Source organism: Paenibacillus sp. PastF-3 (genome assembly GCF_029893135.1).
Classification (GTDB): domain Bacteria; phylum Bacillota; class Bacilli; order Paenibacillales; family Paenibacillaceae; genus Paenibacillus_AQ; species Paenibacillus_AQ nitricinens.
Genome location: NZ_JARXWM010000001.1, coordinates 42,681 through 69,364 on the forward strand (window position 1 = coordinate 42,681; position 26,684 = coordinate 69,364).

The 26,684-nt window shown below is 42.2% G+C and carries 22 protein-coding genes and 1 pseudogene; 17 read left to right on the plus strand and 6 right to left on the minus strand.

What is annotated here, in order from left to right; all coding sequences use genetic code 11:
• The first annotated feature begins 53 nt into the window (after window positions 1–53).
• From M2444_RS00185 to M2444_RS00225, 9 genes are all read left to right on the plus strand, one after another.
• Window positions 54–1,829 carry a sensor histidine kinase gene (locus M2444_RS00185; protein WP_280785934.1) on the plus strand — a complete coding sequence of 592 codons (1,776 nt, stop codon included), beginning with the start codon at window positions 54–56 and terminating at the stop codon, window positions 1,827–1,829.
• Entirely contained in the window at window positions 1,822–3,390 is a 1,569-nt protein-coding gene (locus M2444_RS00190) for a response regulator transcription factor (protein ID WP_280785935.1), read from the plus strand. Before M2444_RS00185 ends, M2444_RS00190 begins: the two co-directional genes overlap by 8 nt.
• 120 nt (window positions 3,391–3,510) lie before the next feature.
• Entirely contained in the window at window positions 3,511–4,848 is a 1,338-nt protein-coding gene (locus tag M2444_RS00195; RefSeq protein WP_094868561.1) for an extracellular solute-binding protein, read from the plus strand.
• Between the two features lie 142 nt (window positions 4,849–4,990).
• Entirely contained in the window at window positions 4,991–5,911 is a 921-nt protein-coding gene (locus M2444_RS00200; RefSeq protein ID WP_280786327.1) for a carbohydrate ABC transporter permease, read from the plus strand.
• A 3-nt stretch (window positions 5,912–5,914) separates the two neighbouring features.
• Window positions 5,915–6,754 carry a carbohydrate ABC transporter permease gene (locus M2444_RS00205; protein WP_094868562.1) on the plus strand — a complete coding sequence of 280 codons (840 nt, stop codon included), beginning with the start codon at window positions 5,915–5,917 and terminating at the stop codon, window positions 6,752–6,754.
• Between the two features lie 30 nt (window positions 6,755–6,784).
• Window positions 6,785–7,897 carry a rhamnogalacturonan acetylesterase gene (locus M2444_RS00210; protein WP_094875670.1) on the plus strand — a complete coding sequence of 371 codons (1,113 nt, stop codon included), beginning with the start codon at window positions 6,785–6,787 and terminating at the stop codon, window positions 7,895–7,897.
• Window positions 7,898–8,000: 103 nt separating this feature from the next.
• Window positions 8,001–8,792, plus strand: coding sequence for an SDR family oxidoreductase (locus M2444_RS00215; protein WP_042187431.1), 792 nt, complete (start codon window positions 8,001–8,003; stop codon window positions 8,790–8,792).
• A 180-nt stretch (window positions 8,793–8,972) separates the two neighbouring features.
• Entirely contained in the window at window positions 8,973–9,689 is a 717-nt protein-coding gene (locus M2444_RS00220) for an MgtC/SapB family protein (RefSeq protein WP_042126933.1), read from the plus strand.
• Between the two features lie 85 nt (window positions 9,690–9,774).
• On the plus strand, window positions 9,775–10,764 hold the full coding sequence (locus M2444_RS00225) for an aldose 1-epimerase (RefSeq protein ID WP_094868565.1): 990 nt from the start codon (window positions 9,775–9,777) through the stop codon (window positions 10,762–10,764).
• A 99-nt stretch (window positions 10,765–10,863) separates the two neighbouring features.
• Here the strand turns inward: M2444_RS00225 and thrS are convergent, their stop codons facing one another.
• Complete coding sequence (gene thrS, locus M2444_RS00230) at window positions 10,864–12,777, minus strand: threonine--tRNA ligase (protein WP_280785936.1); 1,914 nt, start codon at window positions 12,775–12,777, stop codon at window positions 10,864–10,866.
• A 473-nt stretch (window positions 12,778–13,250) separates the two neighbouring features.
• On the opposite strand from thrS, the gene M2444_RS00235 reads away from it, so the two are divergent.
• Together M2444_RS00235 and M2444_RS00240 are read left to right on the plus strand one after the other, a co-directional pair.
• A complete protein-coding gene (locus tag M2444_RS00235) occupies window positions 13,251–13,919 on the plus strand; it encodes a TraX family protein (RefSeq protein WP_280785937.1) in 669 nt (222 codons plus the stop codon).
• Between the two features lie 93 nt (window positions 13,920–14,012).
• Complete coding sequence (locus M2444_RS00240) at window positions 14,013–15,533, plus strand: copper amine oxidase N-terminal domain-containing protein (protein WP_280785938.1); 1,521 nt, start codon at window positions 14,013–14,015, stop codon at window positions 15,531–15,533.
• Window positions 15,534–15,634: 101 nt separating this feature from the next.
• Here M2444_RS00240 and M2444_RS00245 read toward each other — a convergent pair whose 3' ends face one another.
• Window positions 15,635–17,050 carry a metallophosphoesterase gene (locus M2444_RS00245; protein ID WP_094868569.1) on the minus strand — a complete coding sequence of 472 codons (1,416 nt, stop codon included), beginning with the start codon at window positions 17,048–17,050 and terminating at the stop codon, window positions 15,635–15,637.
• A gap of 208 nt (window positions 17,051–17,258) precedes the next feature.
• On the opposite strand from M2444_RS00245, the gene M2444_RS00250 reads away from it, so the two are divergent.
• Window positions 17,259–17,858 (plus strand): nitroreductase family protein, encoded by a 600-nt coding sequence (locus tag M2444_RS00250; RefSeq protein WP_042187439.1) that lies wholly within the window; start codon window positions 17,259–17,261, stop codon window positions 17,856–17,858.
• A gap of 72 nt (window positions 17,859–17,930) precedes the next feature.
• Window positions 17,931–18,092, plus strand: a pseudogene (locus M2444_RS00255) (DUF2188 domain-containing protein); the annotation flags it as partial.
• A gap of 108 nt (window positions 18,093–18,200) precedes the next feature.
• Here M2444_RS00255 and M2444_RS00260 read toward each other — a convergent pair.
• Both M2444_RS00260 and M2444_RS00265 read right to left on the minus strand, forming a co-directional pair.
• Entirely contained in the window at window positions 18,201–19,364 is a 1,164-nt protein-coding gene (locus M2444_RS00260) for a peptidylprolyl isomerase (protein ID WP_280785939.1), read from the minus strand.
• A gap of 185 nt (window positions 19,365–19,549) precedes the next feature.
• Window positions 19,550–19,885, minus strand: a complete 336-nt coding sequence (locus tag M2444_RS00265; protein WP_280785940.1) for a hypothetical protein — start codon at window positions 19,883–19,885, stop codon at window positions 19,550–19,552.
• 181 nt (window positions 19,886–20,066) lie between these two features.
• Here M2444_RS00265 and M2444_RS00270 point away from each other — a divergent pair, with 181 nt between their 5' ends.
• Window positions 20,067–21,173: a lactonase family protein gene (locus M2444_RS00270; protein WP_280785941.1), complete on the plus strand. Its 1,107-nt coding sequence runs from the start codon at window positions 20,067–20,069 to the stop codon at window positions 21,171–21,173.
• Window positions 21,174–21,298: 125 nt separating this feature from the next.
• Here M2444_RS00270 and hfq read toward each other — a convergent pair whose 3' ends face one another.
• Window positions 21,299–21,520 carry an RNA chaperone Hfq gene (gene hfq, locus M2444_RS00275; RefSeq protein ID WP_042126951.1) on the minus strand — a complete coding sequence of 74 codons (222 nt, stop codon included), beginning with the start codon at window positions 21,518–21,520 and terminating at the stop codon, window positions 21,299–21,301.
• A gap of 110 nt (window positions 21,521–21,630) precedes the next feature.
• On the opposite strand from hfq, the gene M2444_RS00280 reads away from it, so the two are divergent.
• On the plus strand, window positions 21,631–22,272 hold the full coding sequence (locus tag M2444_RS00280) for a phosphatase PAP2 family protein (RefSeq protein ID WP_094875685.1): 642 nt from the start codon (window positions 21,631–21,633) through the stop codon (window positions 22,270–22,272).
• Window positions 22,273–22,367: 95 nt separating this feature from the next.
• Here the strand turns inward: M2444_RS00280 and M2444_RS00285 are convergent, their stop codons facing one another.
• Window positions 22,368–22,901: a hypothetical protein gene (locus tag M2444_RS00285; protein WP_094875687.1), complete on the minus strand. Its 534-nt coding sequence runs from the start codon at window positions 22,899–22,901 to the stop codon at window positions 22,368–22,370.
• A gap of 186 nt (window positions 22,902–23,087) precedes the next feature.
• Between M2444_RS00285 and M2444_RS00290 the strand changes: the two genes are divergently transcribed.
• Both M2444_RS00290 and helD read left to right on the plus strand, forming a co-directional pair.
• Window positions 23,088–24,134, plus strand: coding sequence for an FUSC family protein (locus M2444_RS00290; protein WP_094868575.1), 1,047 nt, complete (start codon window positions 23,088–23,090; stop codon window positions 24,132–24,134).
• Between the two features lie 76 nt (window positions 24,135–24,210).
• Window positions 24,211–26,562 (plus strand): RNA polymerase recycling motor HelD, encoded by a 2,352-nt coding sequence (gene helD / locus M2444_RS00295; RefSeq protein ID WP_280785942.1) that lies wholly within the window; start codon window positions 24,211–24,213, stop codon window positions 26,560–26,562.
• The last annotated feature ends 122 nt before the right edge of the window (window positions 26,563–26,684 follow it).

Below are 26,684 nucleotides of genomic sequence, written 5' to 3' on the forward strand. Positions count from 1 at the left end.
ACGATAAATATTAAATACCATAATAAGGATTTAGAGTGAATTGGAGGATGCTTATGTTTTGGAAGAATGGTAGCGCTTACAGGAGTTCGGGTATTTTTAATAAAATGATATTGATCATTTCATTTTTGCTGCTGCTGTCCTTTCTGTTCTCTTTAACAGTCCTGCAGTATGTTTATCGAATTTATGACAAGCAAATCTATGAAAAGGCATCTGAAGTGCTGGGGATGTCATCTATCAGTATAGAGAGTACTTTAAGAGAGCTGGAACAACTTTCTTTTACAGTGGTCTCTGATGAGCAAATTCAGGAATGTCTTCGCCAGTTGCAGGATGATCCTCAACCGTATGAGCGGCAGGTCCTACATAATAAAATCATAAACAGGTTGGTTGCCTTTGCAGGAGCAGAGAAATACGTCTATTCCATGATGTTGTTAGATACGAATGGCGGTGCCATGACTGCGGGGAATCGGGAAGGTGTATCACAGGATCTTCAGGATCAATTAAAGCCTCTGGCTAAGGAAGCTAGCGGTAGTATTGTGTGGTATCCCCAAGGTAATAAGAATTCACTCCTGGCTGTTCGGCAGATTAAATCTTACACCGGATCAACCTTTACGCTGGACGATTTAGGGACGTTAGTCATTCGAATTCGGATTGATCGTATTATTGCAGATAGCACTAGTAACACTTCGGATGGCGATCAGTTGATTGTTGCAGATGCCACTTCAGGGCTAGCGGTTTATCCCCAAACTCCGATGTTGCTGCCAAATGAGCTTAAAGCGGAAACAGAACGTTCCGAACTTTATCGTACGGCTAAGTATGAAGAAGGAACATACTTTATAACGAAGACTAAATCATCTTATATGGAATGGATGTATATCAATGCGACCCCCTTCAATGAGATGTTCAAACATATTACTTTTGTAAAAAAATTGGTTGTTATCATATTCGCGCTCATCTTACTCATTGGATTACTCTTAGGCTATCGATTAGCCCGAAGTATTGTACGCCCGATTTCAAAGCTGACCAAAAATATGAAACAAATTGAAAAGGGAGATCTGGATAATTTGGAGGAACAGTCGCTTGGTGTCGTTTCGCAGACTGCGCAGGACGAGGTAAGTCAGCTTAACAGAACCTTTAAAATGATGATCCGCAGAATCAGAGAACTTATCGATGAGAATTATGCGAAGCAGCTCATTATTAGAGAGACCGAGCTTAAAGCACTGCAGGCACAGATCAATCCGCATTTTTTGTACAATACACTTGAGTCGATCAATTGGTTAGCGAAGATGAACAAACAAGCTAAAATCTCAGAAATGGTAGAAGCTCTCGGCTACTTGTTTCGGAGTTCGATCGGTCTTAAAGACCCTTTGATTACGATTGAAAAAGAGCTCACCATTGTACGTAATTATGTCATTATCCAGAAGACACGATTTGACGATAGACTGGATTTCCGCATGGAGTTTCCTGAACATTTGCATGACGCTTTAATCCCGAAGCTGACGCTTCAGCCGTTGATCGAGAATGCGATCCGATATGCTTTGGAGCCTAATATCGAGCCTTGCACGATTTCTATAACCGTGAGTGAGGAAGAACAGGGCCTTGATATTCGTGTTAGTGATAATGGGCCGGGGATGAGTGCCGAGTTCATCAAAGATTTACAGCAGGGAAGAGTTAAGACACGTGGCGAAGGCATTGGGTTAGCGAACATCGCAGAGCGTATTCAAATCGTATTTGGTCCAGCATGGGGTACAGTGATTGAAAGTGAGCCAGGTCAAGGAACGACAATACATGTACGTATACCTTATTTAAAAGGAGTGCAAGAGAATGTTTAAGTTACTGCTGGTTGACGATGAACGGTTGATACTAGAAGGCATATCTCAGGTAGTGGACTGGGCTCAGGCAGGAACGGAACTTGTGGGTACTGCGCGAAACGGGATAGAAGCCTTGGAGAAAATAGAGGAGCTTCGCCCTGAAATCGTGATTACTGATATTTCCATGCCCGGATTGGATGGACTAGGCTTGGTGCAGAAATGCAGTGAACGGTTTCCTGAGGTGAAGTTCGTTATGTTGACGGGGTATAAGGATTTTGACTACGCCTGTATCGCTATGCAGCATGGAGTGAAGCATTATCTGCTTAAGCCTTGCAACGAGAATCAAATTCATGATGCGTTAGTTGAACTGGTAGCAGAGCTGAATGAACTAAAAGGCCGGACGGAATTTGTAATTGATATGAAGCAGCGTTTTACTAAAGTTCTGCCGCATGTGAAGGAACAATTTTTGAAGGAATGGATCTCTAACAAGACATACGGGAGTCAAGATTTAGAGTATTATCAGGAGCTGCTTGGCATCGAATTAAATGACAAAGTGGTGCGTATGATCTTGTTCAGATTAGAAGGTTCTTATGAATATGAGCAACTATTTGCTTTGCAAAATATTGCACAGGATATGCTACAAGAAACGTTGCTTAGTACAAGGATAGGCGGATTTATTCTGACACTAATGGAGGTCGAAGGAGAGACTGCGCTGAATAGTACACTGCTTGAGCGAATTTCTGATGTAAGGAAAATGTTCTACAAATTTTATAAAGTGGATGTAACCATTGCGATTAGTGACGCGGACTTCATGATACATTCACGGAGATTGTATCGTCAGACCCTGCAATGTCTTAACCACTGTTTTTATATGGAAGAGGGAGGTCTAATCACAGGAAGTGATATTCCTAGTGATGAACTAAGCGGAAGAAATGACATTGAACTAGATGAAGAGCAACTCTGTCTGCTGATTAAGGCGGGCGAACAAAGTGCAGTAGAATTTGAATTAGAACGGTTATTTAATCTGCTAGCTGAACAGCGTGTGGATATTAATGTAACGCGTTCTTATGTTTTGCAATTGTATTCTGCGATGATACGTCTAGCCGTCCCTGATGAAAGAAATAACTTTACTTCAAGTATGGTGGAACTGGCTGAGATCAGGACTTTAAGTGGTCTTAAAACCTATGTAAAAGATGCTGCTGCTCGGTTGACAGCGATGTATGATCGTCATTTTCGGAGTCGCCAATCGTTAATCGTAGATAAAATGTTCAAGATTATTGCTGACGATTATAAAAATGCAGAACTGTCACTTAGCTCAGTAGCTGCTGAAATGTTATATATGAATCCTGATTATCTTGGGAAGATATTTAAGAAAATTACAGGGGAGAAGTTCTCTAACTACGTTACCAACTACCGGATTACTAAAGCATCGGAACATATTATGCATAGTGGTGATGTAAGAGTATTTGAACTCGCTGAAATGTTCGGCTTCGGTGGGAATGCACAGTATTTTAGTCAAGTGTTCAAAAAAGTAACTGGGCAGACACCCACAGATTTCATGAAACCTCCTCAAGCGAACTGATTATTGAACAAACATGACGGTTTTTTGTATTCAACAATTACTGAATATTTGAGAAGATTTAAACATGAAAGCGCTACCTGAAGGGATCAGAGCCTTTACACTATTATAGGAAAAGGGGACATGAATTTGAAAAAGAGATTCGCTTTATTAGCCGTACCATTGTTGCTGTCATCCATGTTAGCCGGTTGTGGTGGAGGGAACAACAATAACAGTGCTGCCGCTACGGATTCTGCTACAAATGCTCCTTCGGAAACGAAGCCTGCAGCTACGACCTCAGCAGAACCGGTAACCCTGCGTATTGCTTGGTGGGGTGGAGACACACGACATTCTTATACACAACAAGTAATTGATATGTATGAAGCTAAATATCCGAATGTAACGATTGAGCCTGAATATGCTTCATTCGATGATTACTGGAAGAAGCTTGCCCCTCAAGCAGCGGCGAATCGACTTCCTGATATCGTTCAAATGGATATTTCTTATATTAATCAATATGGATCTAACGGACAGCTCGAAGATTTGAAGCCTTATTTAAACGCTCAGATACAAGTCGGTGATGTGAATGAGAACGTACTTAGTACTGGGGTAATTCATGAGAAGCAATTCGGAATTCCACTAGGCGTTAACGTACTTGGTTTTCAATATGACCCAGAATTGCTAAAGAAGGCAGGGGTGGATTCCATTCCTGAGAACTGGACTTGGGATCAGTACAAAGAACTTGCTGCGAAAGCTAAATCGGCTGGACTGTATATCGACGGTTCTATGGCAGCTGACGTATTCTTCAACTATTATCTGCGTACAAAAGGGCTGGCACTTTATAACAATGATGGTTCAGCACTTGGATATGAGGATGATGCCTTGTTCGCTGACTTTTTCGGAATGCTGTCTGGTTTAATTAAAGATGGAGCGGTTCCATCCCAAGACAAACTGAGCCAAAACAAAGGCGTTATCGAAGAGTCTGATATTGTTAAAGGAACAGGTATCGGCGTATGGCAATGGTCGAACCAATATGTTGCTTTGCAAATTGCTGTAAATCGTCCTATGGCACTGGCACAAATGCCGGGCCCAGATATGGAAAAAGGACTCTACATGCAGCCAAGTATGTATTGGTCGGTTACTTCTAACTCAAAAGTGAAGGAAGAAGCAGCGAAGTTCGTTGATTTCTGGATTAATGATCCCGAAGCCAACAACCTAATCAAAGGCGAACGTGGTGTGCCAATTTCAAGCAAAATCAAAGAATCTGTAGCCTCACAATTAACGGATTCCGGTAAGCAAGTATTTAAATTCGTAGCTGACATGGAGCCAACTACTTCTCCAATGAGTCCGCCAGTTGGATCGCCAGAGGTAGTAGCACTCCTTACAGACCTTGCTGAACAAATGAACTTCGGCAAAATTGACCCCGCCGCCGCCGCTGCACAGTTCCGAAAAGAAGCGAACGCTATTCTCTCCAGCCGGTAATAGAAGGTAACAGATAACTATACTGCGTCTAACATGGGAAACGGCATGCCATTTGGTTAGGCGGCAGTCCGTTTCCCTTATTATTCACATAAAAAGGAGTTGGAGACCCTTGGCATCCACGAATCCCCTTCCTTCGAATCCGCTGGCTTTTAAGAAAAAAAAGCTATATGGCCGGAGTTTACGAAGCAACCTTACAGGATATGCCTTTATCAGTCCATTCGTCATTGGTTTCCTTTGCTTCACATTGATCCCGATGATCATTTCTCTTTATCTTTCTTTTACCAAATACAATTTGTTCGCTCCCCCTAAATGGATCGGATTTGATAATTACATCAAAATGTTCTCGAATGACCCGAAATATTTACATTCACTAAAGGTGACCCTGCTTTACGTATTTATTGGTGTGCCTTTACGTCTCACCTTTGCATTATTTGTAGCTATGATTCTAAATACAAAATCGCGCATGATCGGAGCCTATCGTACAACTTATTATTTACCTTCTATTATAGGTGGCAGTGTGGCGGTATCCATCATGTGGCGTAATATTTTTAGTGATACTGGAATTATTAATGGCATGCTCGGTTTTTTCGGCCTGGGTCCAGTAAGTTGGTTTGGTAATCCGAGCGCTGCGCTTATAATGTTGATCACCTTATCCGTGTGGCAGTTTGGTTCATCCATGTTGATCTTTCTGGCGGGTCTAAAAAATATTCCTGGTGAAATGTACGAGGCAGCTAGTGTAGATGGAGCAGGCTTTTTCAGAAAGTTCTTTAAGATTACAATGCCCCTCCTAAGCTCAGTTATTCTATTCAATCTAGTCATGCAGACGATCAGTGCATTTATGACCTTTGTTCCAGCTTATATTATCTCTAAAGGTGAAGGCGGACCAATGGACGGTACGATGTTGTATTCTCTATATCTATTCCGTCAGGCCTTTATGTTTAATAATATGGGTTATGCTTCAGCTATGGCGTGGGTGATGTTATTGCTAGTCGGCATCATGACCGGAATTTTGTTCAAGACATCCAAATCGTGGGTCTTCTACGAATCGGAAGGAGGAAAATAATCCATGGCGAAAATGAAACTGAAATGGCCGCTGTATCACATTCTTATCGGTGGCCTCGCTATCATTATGCTGTATCCGATTTTGTGGATGATCATGAGCTCTTTTAAAGAGAGCCGGCTTGTATTTGTTACCGCTCAGCAGCTTCTTCCCGATCCATGGGTGTGGGGGAATTATGCTAAAGGCTGGGAAGGGATTGCCGGATATTCCTTTGGTGTCTTCATAAAGAATTCATTAATTATCGTCGTTGTAGCAACGCTTGGGGCAGTGATCTCTTCTTCACTAGTGGCCTTCGGATTTGCACGCAATAAGTTTGTAGGGCATGGTTTATGGTTCGGCATCATGATGATGACGCTTATGCTTCCTTCAGATGTAGTACTAGTCCCGCAATATATTATCTATGCCAAATTGGAATGGCTCGATAGTATCAAGCCGATCGTGATTCCACAGTTCTTCGGTGTTCCGTTCTTTATTTTCCTAATGCTGCAGTTTATTCGGACGATACCTGTTGAACTTGACGAAGCGGCTACGATTGATGGGTGCGGGAAATTTGGTCTGTACTTCAGAATCATTCTCCCACTCATCCGTCCATCTATGGCTACTGCAGCGATCTTTTCCTTCTATTGGCGCTGGGAAGATCTGCTTGGGCCAGTGTTGTACCTGAACTCTCCATCTAAATATACAGTTTCTATGGGGCTGAAAATGTTCCTCGACAGTGAGTCCGTGTCCAACTGGGGGCCCATGTTCGCCATGTCCGTTCTTAGCTTGGCACCTGTCATGATTATTTTCTTTCTCTTTCAAAAGCAGATTGTGGAAGGAATCAGCACCAGTGGTTTGAAAGGATAAAATATCTAATGAAGAAAGGTGCGACTGAATTTGGATAGCTATCATTTTGACTTTGGGATTAAAGATACAGCGCCCGGCTACACCAAAATTCGGCCGGACTCACGATACTCTCCGGAAACGCGATTTGGTTTTACTTCAGACTCGACAGTATTCGGGCGTTCCAGGGGAGGATCAGAGACATTAAGAAGTGATTTCTGCATTCCGCAGAAGGCAGTCTTCCTGTTAGATATTCCTGATGGGATTTACCGGATTTCTTTGGTACTTGGTGATTCCTTAGCAGATACGAGTACAGTAATTCGAGCAGGCGCTGGGAAGTACGTTTTAGACATATTGAATGTTCCGGCAGGTCAGTATGTACGTGAATCATTTGCGATGCGAATCATGGATGGTCAGCTAAAGCTCTCCTTCTCAGGTATTGCGCCTCGAATAAATGCTCTCGACATTGAGCCTGACAACGAAGCGCTCGTCTTATATTTGGCTGGTGATTCTACGGTGACCGATCAAGGAGAAGCTGGTTATCCCTATGCTGGCTGGGGCCAGTTGCTGCCTCGCAGCTTCAAAGCAGGTCTTGTAGTGGACAATCGAGCCATTTCTGGTCGAAGCTCCAAGAGCTTTATTGAGGAAGGGCATTTGGACAATATTTCTACTGCGCTTCGGCCAAAAGATTATATTTTCATACAGTTTGGACATAACGATTCGAAAGGGGATGAAGGTAGACATACCGAACCTTTCACTACATATAAAGAATATTTGCTACAGATGATTACAGTCGCTAGGGAAGCGGGAGCCTATCCGGTACTTGTAACTCCTGTACATCGCCGAAGATTTGATCATCTAGAAGCTATAGTAGACAGCCATGGTGATTATTTAACGGCAATGAAGGAGCTGGCCGAGAATGAGCAAATCCCACTGATCGATTTGGCGGAGAAGAGTCGTAAGCTATTTGAAGCATACGGTGTGGAAGGAACGAAGGATCTGTTCATGTGGAGTTATCCTGGAGAATATATCTTGCATCCAGTCGGTGTACAGGACAATACACATTTTCAGATTTTAGGAGCGCGTCTGCTTGCTGATTTAATCGTAGAAGGTATCCGTGAGGCCGGATTAAATGATCTTATTATTCATCTTCGACAAGGCGAATAAGGATAAGTAAAGATCTACCGATTCAACTTCTGTATGCGAGGTTAAGGTTAAGGAAAGAACTTAACTGGAAAGGCTTGCATGACAAGAAGGAGGATACTTAAACATGGCAGATAAGAAGCTGGAAGGTAAGGTAGCGATTGTAACAGGAGGTGGTTCCGGCATTGGACGAGCAACTGTGCTTGAGTTTGCCCGTAACGGGGCCAAAGTTGTGTTGCTGGATAGAACTGTTGAGAACGCAGAAAAGGTTAGAAAACAAGTGGAGAAAGAAGGCGGAGAAGCACTTGTAATTGAATGCGATGTTGCTGAACCCCCGCAAGTGGAAGCTGCTATAAACAAGGCGGCCGCAAAATGGGGGCGTCTTGATGTTGTTTTTGCTAATGCAGGGATTAATGGAGCCATGACCCCCATTGAAACGATGGATATTGAGTCTTGGGACCAGACGATTCACATCAATCTTCGTGGAACCTTCGCGACGGTTAAATATGCGATACCGCATCTAAAAGAAAGCGGCGGCAGCATCCTGATTAACAGCTCCATTAACGGAAATCGTGTATTTTCTAACATCGGTTTTTCTGCTTACAGTACGACAAAGGCAGGTCAGGTTGCTTTTATGAAAATGGCAGCATTAGAACTGGCTCAATTTCAAATTCGCGTAAATGCGATCTGTCCTGGAGCTATTAAGACCAATATAGATGACAACACTTTTCCATCCGAGGATCTGAAAGAGGTAAAGATCCCTGTTGAATTTCCGGAAGGGGATCAACCGCTAGAAGAAGGTCCCGGGCGTCCTGATCAAGTTGCGAAGCTGGCACTTTTTCTGGCCTCCGAGGATTCCGATCATATTACAGGAACTGAGATTTATTGTGACGGTGCTGAATCGTTGCTTCATGGTTAAATATTCGTAAATAATCACTTCCTTTAAAACGGATTCTATCCTCTTTGTTATGCGGGATCTAATTGATCTAGAGCGCATATACATTGAGGATAGGAGTGCCGTTTTTTGCTGTAAAATAAAGCTAATCTTTATCTCTGTTTTCCGTTATAATGGAGTATCTTGGAGAAAGGAGAATGAATGATGGATTTTCATATTGAATCATTAATTAAGCTGCTAGTGGCCATGCTGTTCGGGCTGTTCATCGGGATTGACCGACAGATCAAGCAGAAACCGCTGGGGATTCGGACCAGTATGGTCATAAGCATTGCCTCGTGTCTTGTAACCGTAGTGTCCATTCATGCCTTTGATAAGTTTGCGGGTCCAGAGCATCCGAATATGGATCCGATGCGCCTCGCTGCTCAAATTGTCAGTGGAATAGGATTCTTGGGCGCCGGGGTTATATTGCGTAGAGGTGGAGATGCGATATCAGGTTTGACCTCAGCAGCACTCATCTGGACAGCTTCTGGAATTGGGATAGCTGTGGGTGCAGGATTCTATATTGAAGCTGCGTATGCAGTTATTCTTTTGATGTTTGCGGTGAATTTGGTTCCTCATTTAATTCGTTCGATTGGCCCTGAGGTGCTTAACAAGCATGAAGTTTCGGTGAGAATCATCATGGAAGCTAATTTTGTACTTACTGAAGTGATCCAAAAAATCGAGCGGCCTCAGGTTAGTACCCAACGAAGTACTAGAAGCCCCTCCCGAGCGATCCGCAGAATGAAAATTAAGGATTTGGAAGATGGAAGGCAAATGATCGATATGGTGATTTCAGCACCGGATAAAGATTACGCAACAGAAATCTATTATGATGTGAAGAAAATTGATCATGTCATGAGCGTTGAAGTGGAACAGCTGTAAAAAAGGGCATGTCACGTCATGACCAGATGTGGTAATCTATCAAGTAGAGACAATTATCAGACACTGGAAGGGAGAACATATTATTATGTCTATCACAGCCTATGAAGGACAATATGAAGGAGAAGCAGCCATCTGGTTAAAAGCTGGCCGTTATGAGGCAGCTATACTACCGGGTATCGGTGGCAACTTGATCTGTTTCCGTGATACCGAAAACGGTTACCGTTTCTTGCATGAACCGGGAGCTGAGGAAATGGAAGCCTTCAAGGCAAGTCCAGGCATCCATGGAATTCCTGTATTATTTCCTCCGAATCGTTATGAGGATGGCAAATTCCCATGGAATGGTCAAACTTATCAATTCCCAGTAAATGAAGTCGCTACGGGCAACCATTTGCATGGTTTTTTACATACGGCAGCTTGGGAAGTGGAAGAGTTCGGTAGCGGTAAGACAGAAAGCTTCGTAACCGTATTCATTAAAGTGGATGAGAATCATCCTTCTTATCAATACTTGCCACATAAATATACGATGAAACTACGTTACACCCTTGGTGAAGGTGGCTTATCTCAACAGGTGCAAGTGCATAATGATGGTGATGATGTGATGCCTTGCTTGTTGGCATTCCATACCGCGATTAATGCACCATTCGCACCGGAAAGTTCTCCACAAGATTACCGTGTAAAAGCAACTATCGGCGAGCGTTGGGAACTGGATGACCGCATGCTGCCAACAGGTAAATTCCAAGCGCTGGAGCCAGGAGAAGTTCAGCTTCGTGATGAAGGTGTGAGTCCATATTTTGCATCGATGGATAATCACTACACCGCTGTACCTCAGAACGGACGCAATCGGATGGAGCTTACTGACAGTAAAGCTGGAATAACCTTGGTATACGATGTAGGGACTTCGTACAAACAATGGATGATCTGGAACAATGGTGCTACAGAACAGTTCTTCTGTCCTGAACCGCAAATTAACTTGGTTAACGCACCAATGGTGGATCTACCGGCTGATGAGATTGGCTTGTTCAGCCTCAAACCAGGCGAATATTGGGAAGAAAGCAGTCGTCTGTACGTGAAATAGTGTTCATTTGAATAATAATATGTGATCAAAGAAAGGGCTGTCTTGTTCGTAGATTTCTACGAATAGACAGCCCTTTAACGTTTAATTAGGAGCAGAACTTTATTTTTTACTAACTATTTCTTTATTAATCTGTTCAATAATCTCTTGGATACTCTTTGAACCAAGATCCCCCTCACCACGTTTTCTTACAGATACACTGCCAGAGTTTTTCTCATTCTCACCGAGAACGAGCATATAGGGTGCTTTTTCCAGCTGAGCTTCACGAATTTTGTATCCTAGCTTCTCATTTCGGATATCAACCTCTACACGAATGCCAGCTTGTTCTAAGGATTGTTTCACCTGAAATGCATAAGCAACGTAGTTCTCAGAGACGGGCAATAACTTCGCTTGAACGGGTGCTAGCCATAGCGGGAATGCGCCGGCATAATGCTCCGTAATAATCCCCATAAAACGATCAATTGACCCATAAACGGCGCGATGGATTACGACCGGGCGATGCTTAAGGTTATCTTCCCCGATATAAGTAAGATCGAATTTCTCTGGCATTTGCCAATCTAGTTGGATGGTTCCACATTGCCAGCTTCGTTTTAGCGCATCTAAGATATGGAAATCAATTTTTGGTCCGTAGAACGCGCCATCACCTTCATTCACACGATACTCGATCCCGAGATTGTCTAATACACTTTGTAAAGATTGTTCAGCTAGATCCCATAGTTCTTTTGATCCCATATAATCTGCCGGGCGAGTAGATAATTCAATCTTATACTCAAAGCCAAACACTTGATAAATATGGTCAATCAGTGAGATTACCCGGTTTATTTCATCCTCAATCTGCTCTGGTAATACGAAGAGATGGGCATCATCCTGACAGAAAGTACGAACACGCATCATCCCGTTAAGTGCCCCAGAGAATTCATGGCGATGTACTTGACCAAATTCGGCAATACGGATAGGCAACTCTCGGTAAGAATGTAGATTATTTTTATAGATCATCATATGACCTGGGCAGTTCATCGGCTTGAGTGCAAATTTTGTTTCGTCTACATTGGTGAAATACATATTGTCTTTATAGTGATCCCAGTGCCCGGATTGCTCCCAAAGCCGATTATTCATCATCAGCGGTGTACGAACTTCATCGTAATCTCTCTGTCTTTGTAGTTCACGTGCGAAATTCTCAAGCTCTGTACGGATAGTCATTCCCTTTGGAAGATAGAAGGGCATGCCTGGAGCTTCTTCAGAGAACATGAACAATTCCAGTTCCTTGCCAAGCTTACGGTGATCACGCTTCTTTGCTTCTTCAAGAAAGAGTAGGTGCTCTTCAAGTTGAGCTTTCTTAGGAAAAGCAGTTCCGTAGATACGTTGCAGCATTTTATTATTGGAATCTCCACGCCAGTAGGCACCTGCTACATTCAACAGCTTAAAGGCCTTGACCAATCCAGTTGAGGGAAGATGCGGGCCTCGACAGAGATCCGAGAATTCACCTTGTTCATAAATAGATAATACTGTGTCTTCAGGTAGATCACGGATAAGCTCCAGCTTTAAGGGCTCATTCATCGCTTCATAAAGCTTGATTGCTTCAGCGCGGGGAACGACACGGCGGACAATCGGGTGATTCTCTTGAATAATTCTCGCCATCTCTTGTTCGATTGCTACAAGATCATCCGTGGATAGAGGTGTTTCAATATCAATGTCATAATAAAAGCCATCTTCGATTACTGGACCTATGCCAAGCTGGACACCCTTATCTCCATATATACGTTTTATGGCCTGTGCCATGATATGTGCTGTACTGTGTCTATAAATTTCCAGGCCTTCTTTGCTATCCAACGTAACAATTTCGAGCTGGCAATCATGATCGATCGTTTGGTTTAGGTCAACGGATCTTCCATCGATTATTCCAGCTACAGCACTTTTTTTCAGACTGGTACTTATGACACCTGCTGCTTCTTTAATCGTCGTTCCTTGTAGTACCTCTCTAATTGTTCCGTTTTGCAGTGTTACCTTGATCTCCATGATTGTTAGCCTCCAGTTCTCAAAAATTGTTAGTGGTGAACGCAAAAAAACGCATCTCTCCCAGAAAGGGACGAGTGCGTTCAGCTCGTGGTTCCACCCTAATTCGACCTATCACAAGGATAGGACCTCATTGGTATCCTTTAACGTGGATAAGTCGGTGCCACATACTACCGTAAAATTTAGATCTACGGATTCAGCGCCACAGCTACAAAGGGGTAACTCCACAATCGTTTACTGGAGAAGCTTTCAGCCTAGACCTCTCTCTCTGGACAGTTCGTATAGGAAATCTTGTCTTTGATCATTGCCATATGATGTTGCTCGTTCATAGTACTCAATTGCACCCCATAAAGTCAAGAGGCGAGAAGCCAGAAATTCAGATCTCTTTTATTGCGGTCATCATTTGTGTATTAGCGAAGGAGATGAAGTAGGCTTTGGCGAATGTATGATATCAACCTATTTTATGGAGGTTTGATATGCAGATTCTCGCTATGCTGACGATGCTAATCGATCATATTGGCTATATCTTTTTTCCAGAGGATATCGCTTGGAGATATGTAGGAAGAATAGCCTTTCCAATCTACTGTTACGGGCTTGTGCAGGGGCATATCCATACATCATCCAGACCGAAATATTTATTCCGACTGCTTATAATCGCTATTATTGCTCAGATCCCATACAATTTAGCGATTAATCCTGGTGGATGGAATGTGGTGTTTACGCTTTTATTATCTGGAATTGTAGTAGTTGTTTTAGATAAACTTCCTACTCTATGGCTTGGTATACCTGTTGTCATTGCAGCTATCGCGTTAATGGATTACTTCCCGATAGATTATAATGCGTACGGCCTGCTGCTAGTATTGATATTCCGTTATACGAGGTCATACTGGCTTGTTATGGCACATCTGGCATTAAACTTGTTTTACATGTTCTATAACTATTGGGTGGTCCAAATGCTTAGTATTTTACCGACATTGTTGATTGCTTTGATACCTGCACTTTGGGGATATTTAGAGCGTCACCGGGTGAAACGCTGGGTTTGGTGGTCTTTTTATCCTGCGCATTTACTGATTTTGGCAGTATTAAAAGGCTTGATTTACAATGAATGGGTTTCTATCGAATGGCGAAGTTTGTTGAATTTATAGTATTTTTACAATAACTCATCCTTTGATTTACAAATGTTACCTTTGCTGAGATAATGGATTGATTTTAAAAAATTCTTAAAAAGGAGACTTGCTATGAGGAAAATGATAGCTAGAACAAAATGGTTTATTCCTTTTGTCGCGCTGCTGCTTGTTCTGGCCGGATGTCAATCGGTTGGAGGTTTCGATGTTAATAAGGCATTGATCGGGGATGTCGATGTTAAATCATCAGAATCCAGCATGACGTTTTCTATGAACGCTGAGCCTGCAGAAGGACTGAGCGCAGAAGATAAGGAAATGGTAGATCTCATAAATTCTTTTTCCCTGAGTATTAGCCATGCAAAGTTGCAAGAGAATGGTAATGTATCTGCCGATGGAACGATCGGCTATAAACAATTGAATATTCCATTCTCATTGTTTATGGACAAACAAACTTTAGTCTTTACGGTTGAAGGAGCAAAACAACCATTTTACTTCCCGGTTCAAGGCTATGATGAGGTCTTAGCTGAAGTTGGATTGGATCTGACTAAAGCTGAAGATCTTAGTAAGCTGCTAACGAAGTTTGTGGTGAAGAATCTTCCTAATCCAAGTGCAATTAGCGTAACACCAGTTAGTGAGGCTGTTTATGGCCAGCAGGTGAATATGACGAAGTTACATACCGAAGTGACGGGTGATGAGCTTCCGGCATTGTTAAAAGGATTCCTGAAATCGATCTCTAAAGATACGGAAGGCTTTACAGAATTAGTTGGTGGTCTATATGACTATCTGTATCCAGTAATCAAAGCTATGGACGAAAAAGGCTCCGGTGATTATGAAATTCCAGGTATTGGAGTCATTCCTCTGGGTGATAAAGAAGCTGTTGTAACCGTACTGCATGATGCAGCAAAATTGGCTGTGGATGCTTTACTACTGGTTTATGACAATCAACTAGACAGTCTTTATAAATCAACCCCTGAGCTTAAGACGGTCCTGAGTAAGGATACGAAGCTTGCTGTCGATATTTTTGTAGACAGTGGACTACATGTTCGTAAACAGAATGTTGATCTGAAAGTGGCGCTTCCAGGTACAGAAGATATGCCATTAAAAAGCTTCTCTCTTAAGGCTTCCAGTCAGATTTGGAACATTGGTGGGGCTGTAACGGCAGATCCAATCAGCACAGAAGGAGCTCTTGATGTTTCTTCCGGTGACCTGACTCCTGGAGAGACTTTGAACAATTTTGATCCGAATTCTAACGTTTATCGTATTTTGAAAGACGATCTTGGTATCACCAAGAGAACGATTGTCATCGAACCAGACGACGAATATTATTATCCGATCGTTGACAATAATACGACGTACATTCCTCTTCGGTATTTTGCAGAAGATTTAGATGCTACTGTGGAATGGGATACAGTCAATCGTGCTATTATCGTAACTGATGGTGTGTACGGTGATAAACTGGTATTCAAAATCGGTTCTTCCGAAGCAGTGATTAACGGTAACAAAGTGAAGCTTGCAGAGCCTGTATTTGTTGACGAATATGGTGATGCCTATGTATCGCTACGTCTGCTAGCTGAAGCACTTCATGCTACTGTGTATGTAGATGAAGATGGTTGGATTACTATTACACGTAAATAGTTAGTTCGATCCTCATTGGCTAATTAACAGAAACAAACCCAGCTTCTAACTTCGCAGAAATGCGGGTGAAGCTGGGTTTTTATATGAAATAGGGCAGCTTTTTATTGCTTCGTTAAAACCACCTCTAGGTCGACATTACTTAACGATTTTTCTTCAGCCATACTTTGGACATACCCTCCTAAGAAACCGTCCTGATGTTCCTCCCAAAGCTTGTAGCCCGGCAACGCTTTAATATCCTTCGCAAAGGTACCTGCAGTTCCGGCGAAGTATTGTACATTCAGCTTGGACATTACCTTCGCCATGGATTCTTTTTCAGACTCCGTTAAAGGACTTTCCTTAAGACTATCCATAGCTTTGTCATAGGAGTTAGTAGCAAAGGTTTCTTCGGCATATGCCTTGAAGTTTAAGAGATTGTGATCTGTAATCTGGTTAGCTTCAGCCCAACCTTCTACGTTCAAAGACGCTGTTATATAATTTACGGTTCGCGAGACGGGATCGAAGGTCATGGCTCCATATTGATGCGGATTGACGGCCATCGCACTCGTAGCGATATCATAGATTGGCAATTGTTCAGAGGATGCTGTATCTTGATTCGCGTCTGCTGGATCTACTTGAATGTCCTGCATATGAATATGTCCTGAGAGAACTAGATTAAGTCCATTCTTCCGTAAGGATTTTATAGCTTCCTGGCTGTTATTAAGCTTGAAGCCTGAAACGGACATAGAAGTGTGACTTAATAAATTATGATGCATCACCGTGATCACAGAAGCGTGCTCTTTGGCTGCGAGCTTAACGGATTCATCCATCCATGAAAGCGTAGAGGAAGCAATACGCCCATCAGTCTGAGGGAAACCGTATTTTTTATTATTAAGGTATTGGCTACTGTCTATCATGAGAATCCATAAGTTGGGGGCAGCCTTGACGATATAGCTTAGTGATTCCTTATCACGTGATGCAGCTTCTTTGTAGCCGAAATCCGCATACATTTTGACGAAATCCTTATCTGTAATTGAATCCGTAAGGAGCTGTTTATCGCCACTGAAGGATCTAGCCCAAGGATTAAATAAGTCGTGATTGCCTGGAATGACATAAACAGAGGTTCCTTGTTGTTCAATTCGTTTTAGATTTTCGGTTAGCTTTTGATGGCTGCTGCGTTCTCCATTATTAGTTAAATCGCCACTGAGGATGATAAATGCAGGTTTTTTCTGTTCAGCGTCATAGACCAAAGCTTCAGCCATTTCATCACTGTAGGGCAGCATTTTTCCATCGCCTCCAGTGACATAAGTTTGAAAAGCCTGTCCACCATCCTGAAGAGCCTTATCCAAAAAGTGAGTGTCTGTGGCGACCCAGAAAGAGAGAGGTTTTAGCTCAGCTTGATCAAGTTCCCCAGCGTTTAAATTAGACGATTTTGTGTCTTTACAGCCAGTAAGTGCCAAGCTAAGGAAAAAGAGTACTACACAAGAGAATATGACCATTTTTTTATGTGGAATAAGAACTTTACCTGTTAAAAAATTCATTTATATAACCTTCCTTCTGTACTTTTGCTGCACTATTGTAGCTTATTTTTAGCCGGAATGTATATCGGAAAAGTGAAGGGGAGATGTTACTAATCGAGGCTGATTGTATATCCGACAAAATAAGTTGTGAATAGATGTTGTGTTTTCAGAAAAAAGGTGATAAGATGTACAAAAGTAAGTTACTTAAATAAATGGAGGTAGTTATTTTATGTCTAACAATTTTCTTGAAGCAGTTAAAGGAAGACGTTCTATCTATGCCATCAGTAAAGAATCCACTGTAGCCGATGCTCAAATTATTGAAATCGTTGAACAAGCGGTTTTGCATAGCCCAACTTCATTCAACTCCCAAAGCTCCAGAGCGGTTGTTCTTTTAGGTGAACAGCATGATAAATTATGGGATATCACTACAGAAACTTTGCGCAAAATTGTTCCAGCTGAACAATTTGAAGGAACAGCGCAAAAATTAGCATCTTTCAAAGCAGGATACGGTTCCGTATTGTTCTTTGAAGACCAAGCTGTAGTGAAGAACCTGCAAGAAAACTTCGCATTGTATGCTGAGAACTTCCCAGTTTGGTCTAACCAATCTTCAGGCATTCTGCAGTTCGTAGTATGGACTGCGCTTTCTGAAGCAGGTTTAGGCGCGTCGCTGCAGCACTATAATCCACTAATTGATGACGAAGTAAAAGAAGCTTGGGGTATCCCGCAAGACTGGAAACTGATTGCTCAATTGCCATTTGGCAAGACGGTAACTCCAGCAGGTGAGAAACAATTCCAACCGGTTGAAGATCGCGTTAAAGTCTTTAAATAAGCTTAAGTGAGTGTTTAAAACCTCCTAGACCAGGCTAATTAATTATATAGTCAGGTTAAGGAGGTTTTTTGTATGCCGTGGAACAAAGAAGATTATCCAGATTCACTCAAGAACTTCACTGCACCTATTCGTAATAAGGCGATTGATATTGCTAATGCATTGCTAGAAGATGGATATGAAGAGGGGAGAGCCATCTCTATTGCTACCGCACAAGCGAAAGAGTGGGGAGAGAATCGTGATAAGCAGGTCCGTAAAAAAGGACATTAATTAACAGGTGCGAAAGTAGGCACAAAAAAAGCAGGACAGCGTTTATTAACGCTTGTCCTGCTTTTTACTATCTTATTATTTAGCGGATTCAGTTTCTGCACTTGCAGATGGCTCAGGAGAAGCTGTTGCATCTTTTTTGGCATCCGTAAGTGAATTTGTGATTTTTGCTTTTGCAGTTGTATCTGTCAACCAAGTGTTGGAAAGAGTGGAAACCTTTTGAGACACAAGAGTCTTTTTGATTTCATCTTTCTTTTCTTCCATAGTGTAGTTTTTAGCGTCTTTGTGGTCGGTTACTTTAATGATGTGATAACCGTAATCGGATTTCACAGCACCACTTGTTTCCCCAACTTTAAGTTTAAAGGCTACATCGGAGAATTCAGCTACCATATCTCCACGTTTGAAGAAATCTAGATCTCCACCATTAGCCTTGGAACCAGTATCCGAAGATTTTTCTTTAGCTAGTTCAGCGAAATCTGCTCCATCTTTCAATTGCTTCAGAATTGCATCTGCTTCTTCTTTAGTCTCAACGAGAATGTGGGAAGCACGAACTTGTTCTTCTTCATTGAAAGTAGCTTTATTTGCTTCATAGTAGTCTTTGATTTCTTGATCCGTTACCGTTACTTGCGGCTCAAGAATCTTACGTAGTTTTACTTGCAATGGCATTTGCTTCTTCAAGTCATCAACAGTCATTGAGCTTTGTTGCAATGCAGCATTAAATGCAGCTTCTCCGCCGAATTGTGTTTTAAGGTCTTCTAATTCAGCATTGATGTCTTCATCAGTAACGGTTACGTTGGCTTTTTTAGCTTCTTGATCAACGAGTTCAGTAGTAATCATAGCTTGCAGCGTGCTTTCTCCGCCTGCTTCGATCAATTTATCATAAAGTTGTTCTTTAGTAATGTTAGTTCCGTTAACGCTTGCAACAGCTGTGTTGTCGCCGCCACTTTGGAATGGAGGCTTTATCAATACAATGATGAGTGCCGCAGCCAGAACCACAGAGGCAATCATCCAGCCCTTGTTACCTTTAGGAGAAACTGGTGGAGCAGGTGGTGTCGTATTATTATTACTGCTGACTTTGTTCATTACTGGAATACCTTCCTCTTTTGTTGTATTCACAGGTTCTTCAGCAGCTACGACCTCCACTTCTTTTACTTCATTGGTATTCTCGGTAGTGTTCAATTCTTCTTCCGGAGTACCGTTGTTTTCTAAGTTCTCATTTCCATTCAGATCTTTTTTGTCCATTATTAGTAATGACTCCCTTCAATATAGGTGTTGCTTGTCTATTTACAACTTTAACAGAAATCCTGATCCTAAACCTTAAGAAAGTATAAAAAAAGATAGGATCTTTTTAAGTTTCTATTAATAAAAAGCAAAAAGCCGGAAATGGCATCGGTAACATGCCCTTCCGGCTTATGGGAATAAGATGTTTACTTCAGTCCTTTCAATAGATGACGAATACTTTCTTGTTTCCGTCTTGGGACCCGTACGTTTTTAGCGAATAGGCCTTTTTCTCCGAAATAAATGCAGTCGTCTTCGATAGAACTGATCTTGTTCAGATTGACATAACAGCCACCATACACATGATAGTAAGTAGAATTGGATAACAATCGTTTTAATTGCTCGGCAGTCATTCTCTTTTTTATGTTGTAGTTTCTGCCGTGAAAAATGACCAAATCATGGTCCCCGACCTTAAAGAACAGAATGTCTGTTTCCACCTCGAAGTCCTCGTATACATTTCTGGCTTCCAGCAGGATGTTACTCATTCATGTTCCCCCTTTGTACTTAATAAAAGACTAATGTTAGCGCTTTCATTATAGCACAATCCCTAATCATTGGAAAGCCTTATTTTTGAACTATTTGTCACACTTTTTACTTTATAGTTTGTCTTTAACGTTTAAAAATTGTAAATTATATAATAGCAATACTTTGGAGGAGGATGTAGAGATGAAAAAGCAGACTAAGTTATTGCTGTTTACGGGTTCCTATGCAAGTGCCACGGAAAGCGGTGTGCAGGTATTTGAATTCGATGGCGAAGCAGGAGGTACGTTAAAATTAATCGACTCGGTTCAGGGTCTAACTAACCCCACCTTTGTTAATGTAGATGCTTCAGCCCAACGTTTATATGCCATAGGAGAAAAGCCAAATGGTGAGGGTGGAAAAGAGGGAGAAGTCGTTACCTTTGCTATCGATGCTAAGCGTGGGAAATTGAGCGAATTGAACCGTATGACCTCAATGCCTGCCTCAGGCAATGGTCAAACGACTACATGCCATATTTCTAGAGATCTAAGCGATGAATACATTGTTGTATGTAGTTATCATGGTGGCAGTGTAGGCTTGATCACATTAGATGAAGAAAAAGTTGCAAATCAACTGGCAGATGTCGCGATTCATTCCGGTCATGGTCACCATCCTGAACGTCAGGATCGCCCGCATCCCCATTCGGCTATTTTCAGTCCGGACGGACAGTATCTTTTTGTTTCTGATCTTGGGCTTGATATTATTCGGTCCTATAGAATCAATAGGGACTTGAACAAACTAGAAGTTCACGGAGATACTGCGCTTCACCCAGGGGCGGGACCTCGTCATTTTACTTTTCATCCAGATGGAAAGTCTGCTTATGTTATAAACGAGGTGGATTCCACGATAACATCGTTTACATATGACAGTGCTACAGGGAAGTTTCACACGGTAGATACAGTTTCAACTTTGCCTGAGGATTTTAAGGAAGAGAATACTTGCGCTGAAATTGCTACTTCAGTAGATGGGAAATATCTTTACGCTTCTAACCGTGGAGCGGATAACATCGCAGTGTTTGCAGTGGATAACGCTACTGCCAAGCTTACACTAATTGAATATGTCTCTACTCGTGGAGGGCATCCGCGACACTTCTCATTAACTCCGGATGGGGCTTATCTTATTGTTGCAAATCGTGACGGTAATAACCTGGTTGTGTTCTCAATTGAAGAGACCAGTGGCCGTCTCGTCTTTACTGGAAATACTGCTGAGGTATCCAAGCCGGTGTGTGTGAAGCCTGTGATTTTCCCTGTTTAAAAGAAACTCGTTTATGAAGAGTGAATAAGACAATTTAAGAAAATAATAAAGGGAACACCGGAGATGTAGACCGGTGTTCCCTTTATTATTGAAAATAGGATGAAGAAGTTTAATAAATGTGTGAACTATTTGAGTGAGACGGGCTTAAGAGGTACAATAGTGGATACTGCAGATTTGAAGAGCACATTCTGTCTGCCATCACCTTGCCCCTGTAAAGTGATTGTGAATGCATCATACGAGGTTACGACGCCTTGCATTTTTACACCATTTGTTGTAAAAATCGTCACGGGCACCTTTGTGGAAATAAACTGGTTCAACAAACGTTCCTGCAATTTTAGACTCTCCACTTTGGCAGCACTCCATCTTTTTGTATATTTATTTCTCTATAATTATAGCACGGGTTATAGCTTCTCTGGAAATGTGATCGACTGGCACAAAAATAGACACGGAGGTATTTATGCTTTATTATCAGAACTGGTCTAGAGGTTTTCGTTATTTTATAGGGTTTGCTGCTTGTTTCGTCGTTATTGCGATTCTAGTTCATATGAATAAGGTATCATCATTTGATAACTATATAATTCATTTTGTTCAATCCGCTGAATCACCTGGACTGACCACATTCGCCAAAGGACTATCTCTGATAGGTTCCTCCAAGGTAGCGATTGGCATATCTATCGGCACGATGGTACTGCTGTATTATCTGTTGAAACATCGGCTTGAGCTAATTCTGTTCCTATGGGTTGGACTAGGCTCACTGCTGTTGAATACACTTATGAAATTATGGTTTCAAAGGGAGCGTCCAAATTTCCATCGTATTGTCCAAGAGCTCGGTTATAGTTTCCCAAGTGGACATTCCATGGCAGCCTTCTCCCTGTATGGGGTAATTGCCTATTTACTGTGGCGTCATTTGCCGCGAAGAAGTGAAAGAATCCTGTTAATAATGTTTGCGGTATTTATGACTGTGGGCATTGGCTGGAGTCGTATTTACCTGGGAGTTCATTATCCTAGCGACGTAATTGGTGGTTTTGCTGCAAGTGGCGCGTGGCTGATGTTATCCATCAGTCTATTTGAAGCCTATAAAAAACGGATATCCTCATAAGAAATGAAGATACCCGTCTTTGTGGGGATATTTTAAAATATAAGAATATATATGTGTCACGCTATACATTATCCTTATATTTCTCGCATAAACACTTACCGTCCTAAATAGGACGCCGAAGGCGTTTTTGCTTGAGGCTTCATCACATGATGTTCCGAAGATTTATGATCTTGGAAATGACCCATTTTGCTTATTTTTTTCTTCAGCATAGACGGAAGTCCAGCCTTTAGCTTTTGAGCTTCGTCTTTTGTTAGACGTCCCTCGCTGAGGGCTTGATCCAGCCGCTTACTTGCGGATTCGCTGAGCTTTTGAATATATTGATCTTCGGTCCAGCCTTTCTTCTCAAGAGCAAGCTCGGGGAGCGTTTTGCCTGTTTTAAGGCTATTGATTAGCTCCGTACGATCCATCTCAAGCAGCTTGGCTGTTTCGAAAATAATGAAATGTCCGCCGGCTCTGAATTTCCCGTCTTTCCCTGGTGGGGGTCTATGACCGTTTTCCGAAGGCCCAGAATCAGGTGCAGTGGAGGCTACATTCTCAGCTGACACGCTCCGAGTAGGAGCAAGTGCCGGAGACAGACTGAGGACAAGAACAGCTGTGATGGTCACTAATTTTTTGATGTTGTTATTCATTCACTCACCTCGTATGTTATGTGATAGGTACTTACCTGAATTAGTATTCCCTGAAAGCTGAAAGAATCATAAGCGAGAGCTTAAATAATCATAAAATTCATCAACTCTAGGCTTGGGTAATTAGAGGAATGAGGAATTCGTAGATGTCCATATTGCAGAGTGGGCCAATTTTTAGGGGGGATATTTTTGGCTTTTGGAGCTCGCATATTTAAAACAGGAATGGCAGTCACGCTTGCCTTGTATTTAGCCGAACTGCTACATTTTCCATCTTCTGTGGGCGCTGCGATTGCAGCAATTTTCGCTATGCAGCCATCTATTTATCGCTCTTGGCGTTATTTTCTTGATCAGCTGACAACGACTACAATGGGTGCGGTACTCGCTCTTCTGGGGGGAATGCTGTTATCCAATAGTCCAATTGCGGTTGGGTTGGTCTGCATTCTTGTCATTATGATCAGTATGAAAATTAACCGAGCGGATACTATTAGCCTGACACTCGTCACTGTTATAACAGTGATGGAGGCTTCTGGAGAGTGGCAGTTCGCGCTGAATCGTTTCTTATTAACATTGACAGGGATTGTTTCTGCCTTTCTAATCAATATTATAGTAGTTCCTCCGAAACCACGGAAACAGTACATCAAGCAAATCGAGAACGTCTTTGCCAGTCTTTCCTTGCTGCTTAGAACGGCTGTATCTCATGAGATGAAGGAAAGTGTGTTTCGTGATGAAAAACTTGCGCTAGAGTCATCTATTAAATCTTTAGCCGATAAATACGCTTTGTTTGAGGAGGAGCAGAAACAGCTAAAGAGGGCGAAGTACAGTCAGACTAGACAAATGGTTGTCTATAAGAACCTGTTATCTTCTTTGCAAAAAGGCTTCGATGTTCTTGAGGCTGTGGATCGGCATTATTTTCAAGCGGATCGAAGTGAAGAGACAGATGCATTGTTTGACAGTCATTTGGAGCAGCTAATCAAATATCATCAACTGATCTTGCTGAAATTTGAAGATAAACTAAAACCAAACACTAATGAATCGGAACCCTTGGGAGAAGAGAATGATGGATTTTTGAATTCTACGATCCTGAGGTATAATGCGGAGAAAATAGGTCAACTACGATTGTATGTTGTAGCCGCAGCTATTTACGATTACGGATATCAATTAGAACGGCTTGATAAAGTGGCAGATCAGATGAATCGTATAGCTACTGAGGAAAAAGAAACGGATCACGAAGCTTAAAACATAACCTTGTGATGTGCAACATATAAGCTTAAGGGTTATGTTCAGGGTGAAACTCCAAAGGGGATGAAATGTAGTGGAGAATCATGAAATTGAATGGAAAGAGGAACAGCAGCGGGTTGACGGAGTGACTAAGCTTTTGTCTGCCCATATCCGGCGATTATCTGAGGAGCTTGGACTCCATCGCAGTGATGTGGTGGATATGCGAAAAGATTTCTGGGAAGAGGTAACGGTAAACTTCAGTAGTCCAGATGATTTAGGGGAAACTTCAACAAGTCTGCGCCAACAATCCCAAATCTTGAATGAACGTGAACGCCATCATTTACAGTCGAGCAAGGCTTTAAAAAAATATAAAAAGCTGCTCGTTTCTCCTTACTTTGGGCGTATTGACTTTACAGAAGCACCAAATGGAGAAACGGAAAAGATTTATCTAGGGATTGGATCCTTGATGGAGGATGATGGCACCTTCTTGATCTATGACTGGCGTGCGCCTATTTCGAGCTTATATTATGATGGTGCTCCTGGCCCAGCAGCTTATGAAACACCCGGTGGACTTGTTTCCGGTACAATGAATCTTAAACGTCAGTTTGTGATTTCTGATGGTGTCATTGAAGTTATGTTTGATACTGGGGTAACGATCGGTGACGAGCTTTTACAGCAAGTGCTTAGCCATAGTGCCGATGATCGAATGAAGAGTATTGTAGCTACCATCCAGAAAGAGCAAAATGCGATTATCCGCAACGACAAAAGCCGAATGCTGGTTGTTCAGGGTGCCGCAGGGAGCGGGAAAACCTCTGCAGCATTGCAGCGGGTAGCTTATCTTTTGTATAAATACCGTGAAGTTCTGCAAGCTGACCAGATGTTGTTGTTCTCACCGAACCCGCTGTTTAATAGCTATGTTTCAACCGTGCTTCCAGAGCTAGGTGAAGAAAATATGCAACAAACCACTTTTCAAATGTATCTTGAGCATCGTTTAGGACATGAATTCCAGCTGGAAGATGTCTTTAGTCAGACAGAAAACCTATTGAATGCCCCTGATGGTCCTGAAGTGGGTATACGCAGAGAAGGCATCGCTTATAAATCATCCGTACCTTTTCTCGATGTGATTCGTCGGTATGCTACGATGCTGGAACATGAGGGCATGCTGTTCAAGCCTTTAATGTTTCAAGGTAGAGCGGTAGTCAGTAAAGAAGAAATGGAACGTCATTTCTATGCCTATGATCCCACCATTAAGCTTGCGAACCGCGTAGACTTAATGACACGCTGGTTACTGAAAAAGATTGCTGATTTTAGTCATGAGGAAAGAAACGCTTCATGGGTTGAAGATCAAATTGAGCTATTGGACTCCAGTGATTACCATCGTGCATATCAGATGTTACGACGTAAGAAGAAAGCCACGCAGGATAGTTTTGATGATTTTGATACTGAAAAAGAAGTGTTATCCCGGTATGTAGTCAGCCAACGCTTAAAACCACTGCGCGGATGGACTAAACGAGGCCGTTTTGTGGATGTTAAGGGGTTGTACAGTGCGCTGTTTACGGATCGTGAGCTTATGGAACGTCTAAATGGTGTTAATTCTCTGCCGGAAATCTGGGATGAGATCTGTGAGCAAACACTAAAATCAATCGCAGTAAACGAGCTTGCCTACGAAGATGCTACACCATTCCTTTATTTGAAGGAGTTAAGCCAAGGCTTCCGTACCAATACGCTGATTCGTCATGTGATTGTGGATGAAGTACAAGACTACTCACCTTTCCAATTAGAATTCATGCGCCGTTTATTTCCAAGGGCAAAAATGACCGTATTGGGTGATCTGAATCAGGCGATCTATGCACAAGGTGAGGTGCTCGGTGATTTGTCTAGTTTGGTAAGCATTTATGGGGAAGAAAACACAGAAGTGATCTCGTTAACCCGAAGCTATCGCTCCACTTTTGAGATTGTAGAATTTACGCGTTCAATGATTCCTGGAGGGGAAAGAATTGTGCCGTTTAATCGAAGAGGAGAAGAGCCTCAGCTAAGTGTGGTGTCTAGTGAGGATGAGCTTCTGAATGCAGTTGAAATGGATATCCGGAATTTGCAATCCAAGGGGTACCATTACGTGGCTGTCATCTGTAAAACAGCAGAAGAAAGCGCAAGAGTTCATGATGAACTACATAGTAGGCTACCCGTAAGGCTCGTTACGAAAGAAACGCCGAATTTCCAGAAGGGAACATTGGTGTTACCTGCTTACTTAGCTAAAGGTGTGGAGTTTGATGCTGTCATCATCTACGATGGTTCAGCTGAACGATATGGCAGAGAAAGTGAGCGTAAACTGTTCTATACAGCTTGCACTCGAGCAATGCACTTGCTGCATATTTTTAGTCTAGGAGAACCAAACCGGTTTCTTCCATCTGTAAAAGCAAAGACCATGATAACAAATTCGCTGTAAAGCCCAATTTTCTGATCATAAGATCGTCCTTTCGCATTGGCGGAGGACGGTCTTTTTATATGTATGAATAAAGAGGGATGAACAAACCACAATATAGAGAGTCGTCGCAAACAATGACAAAG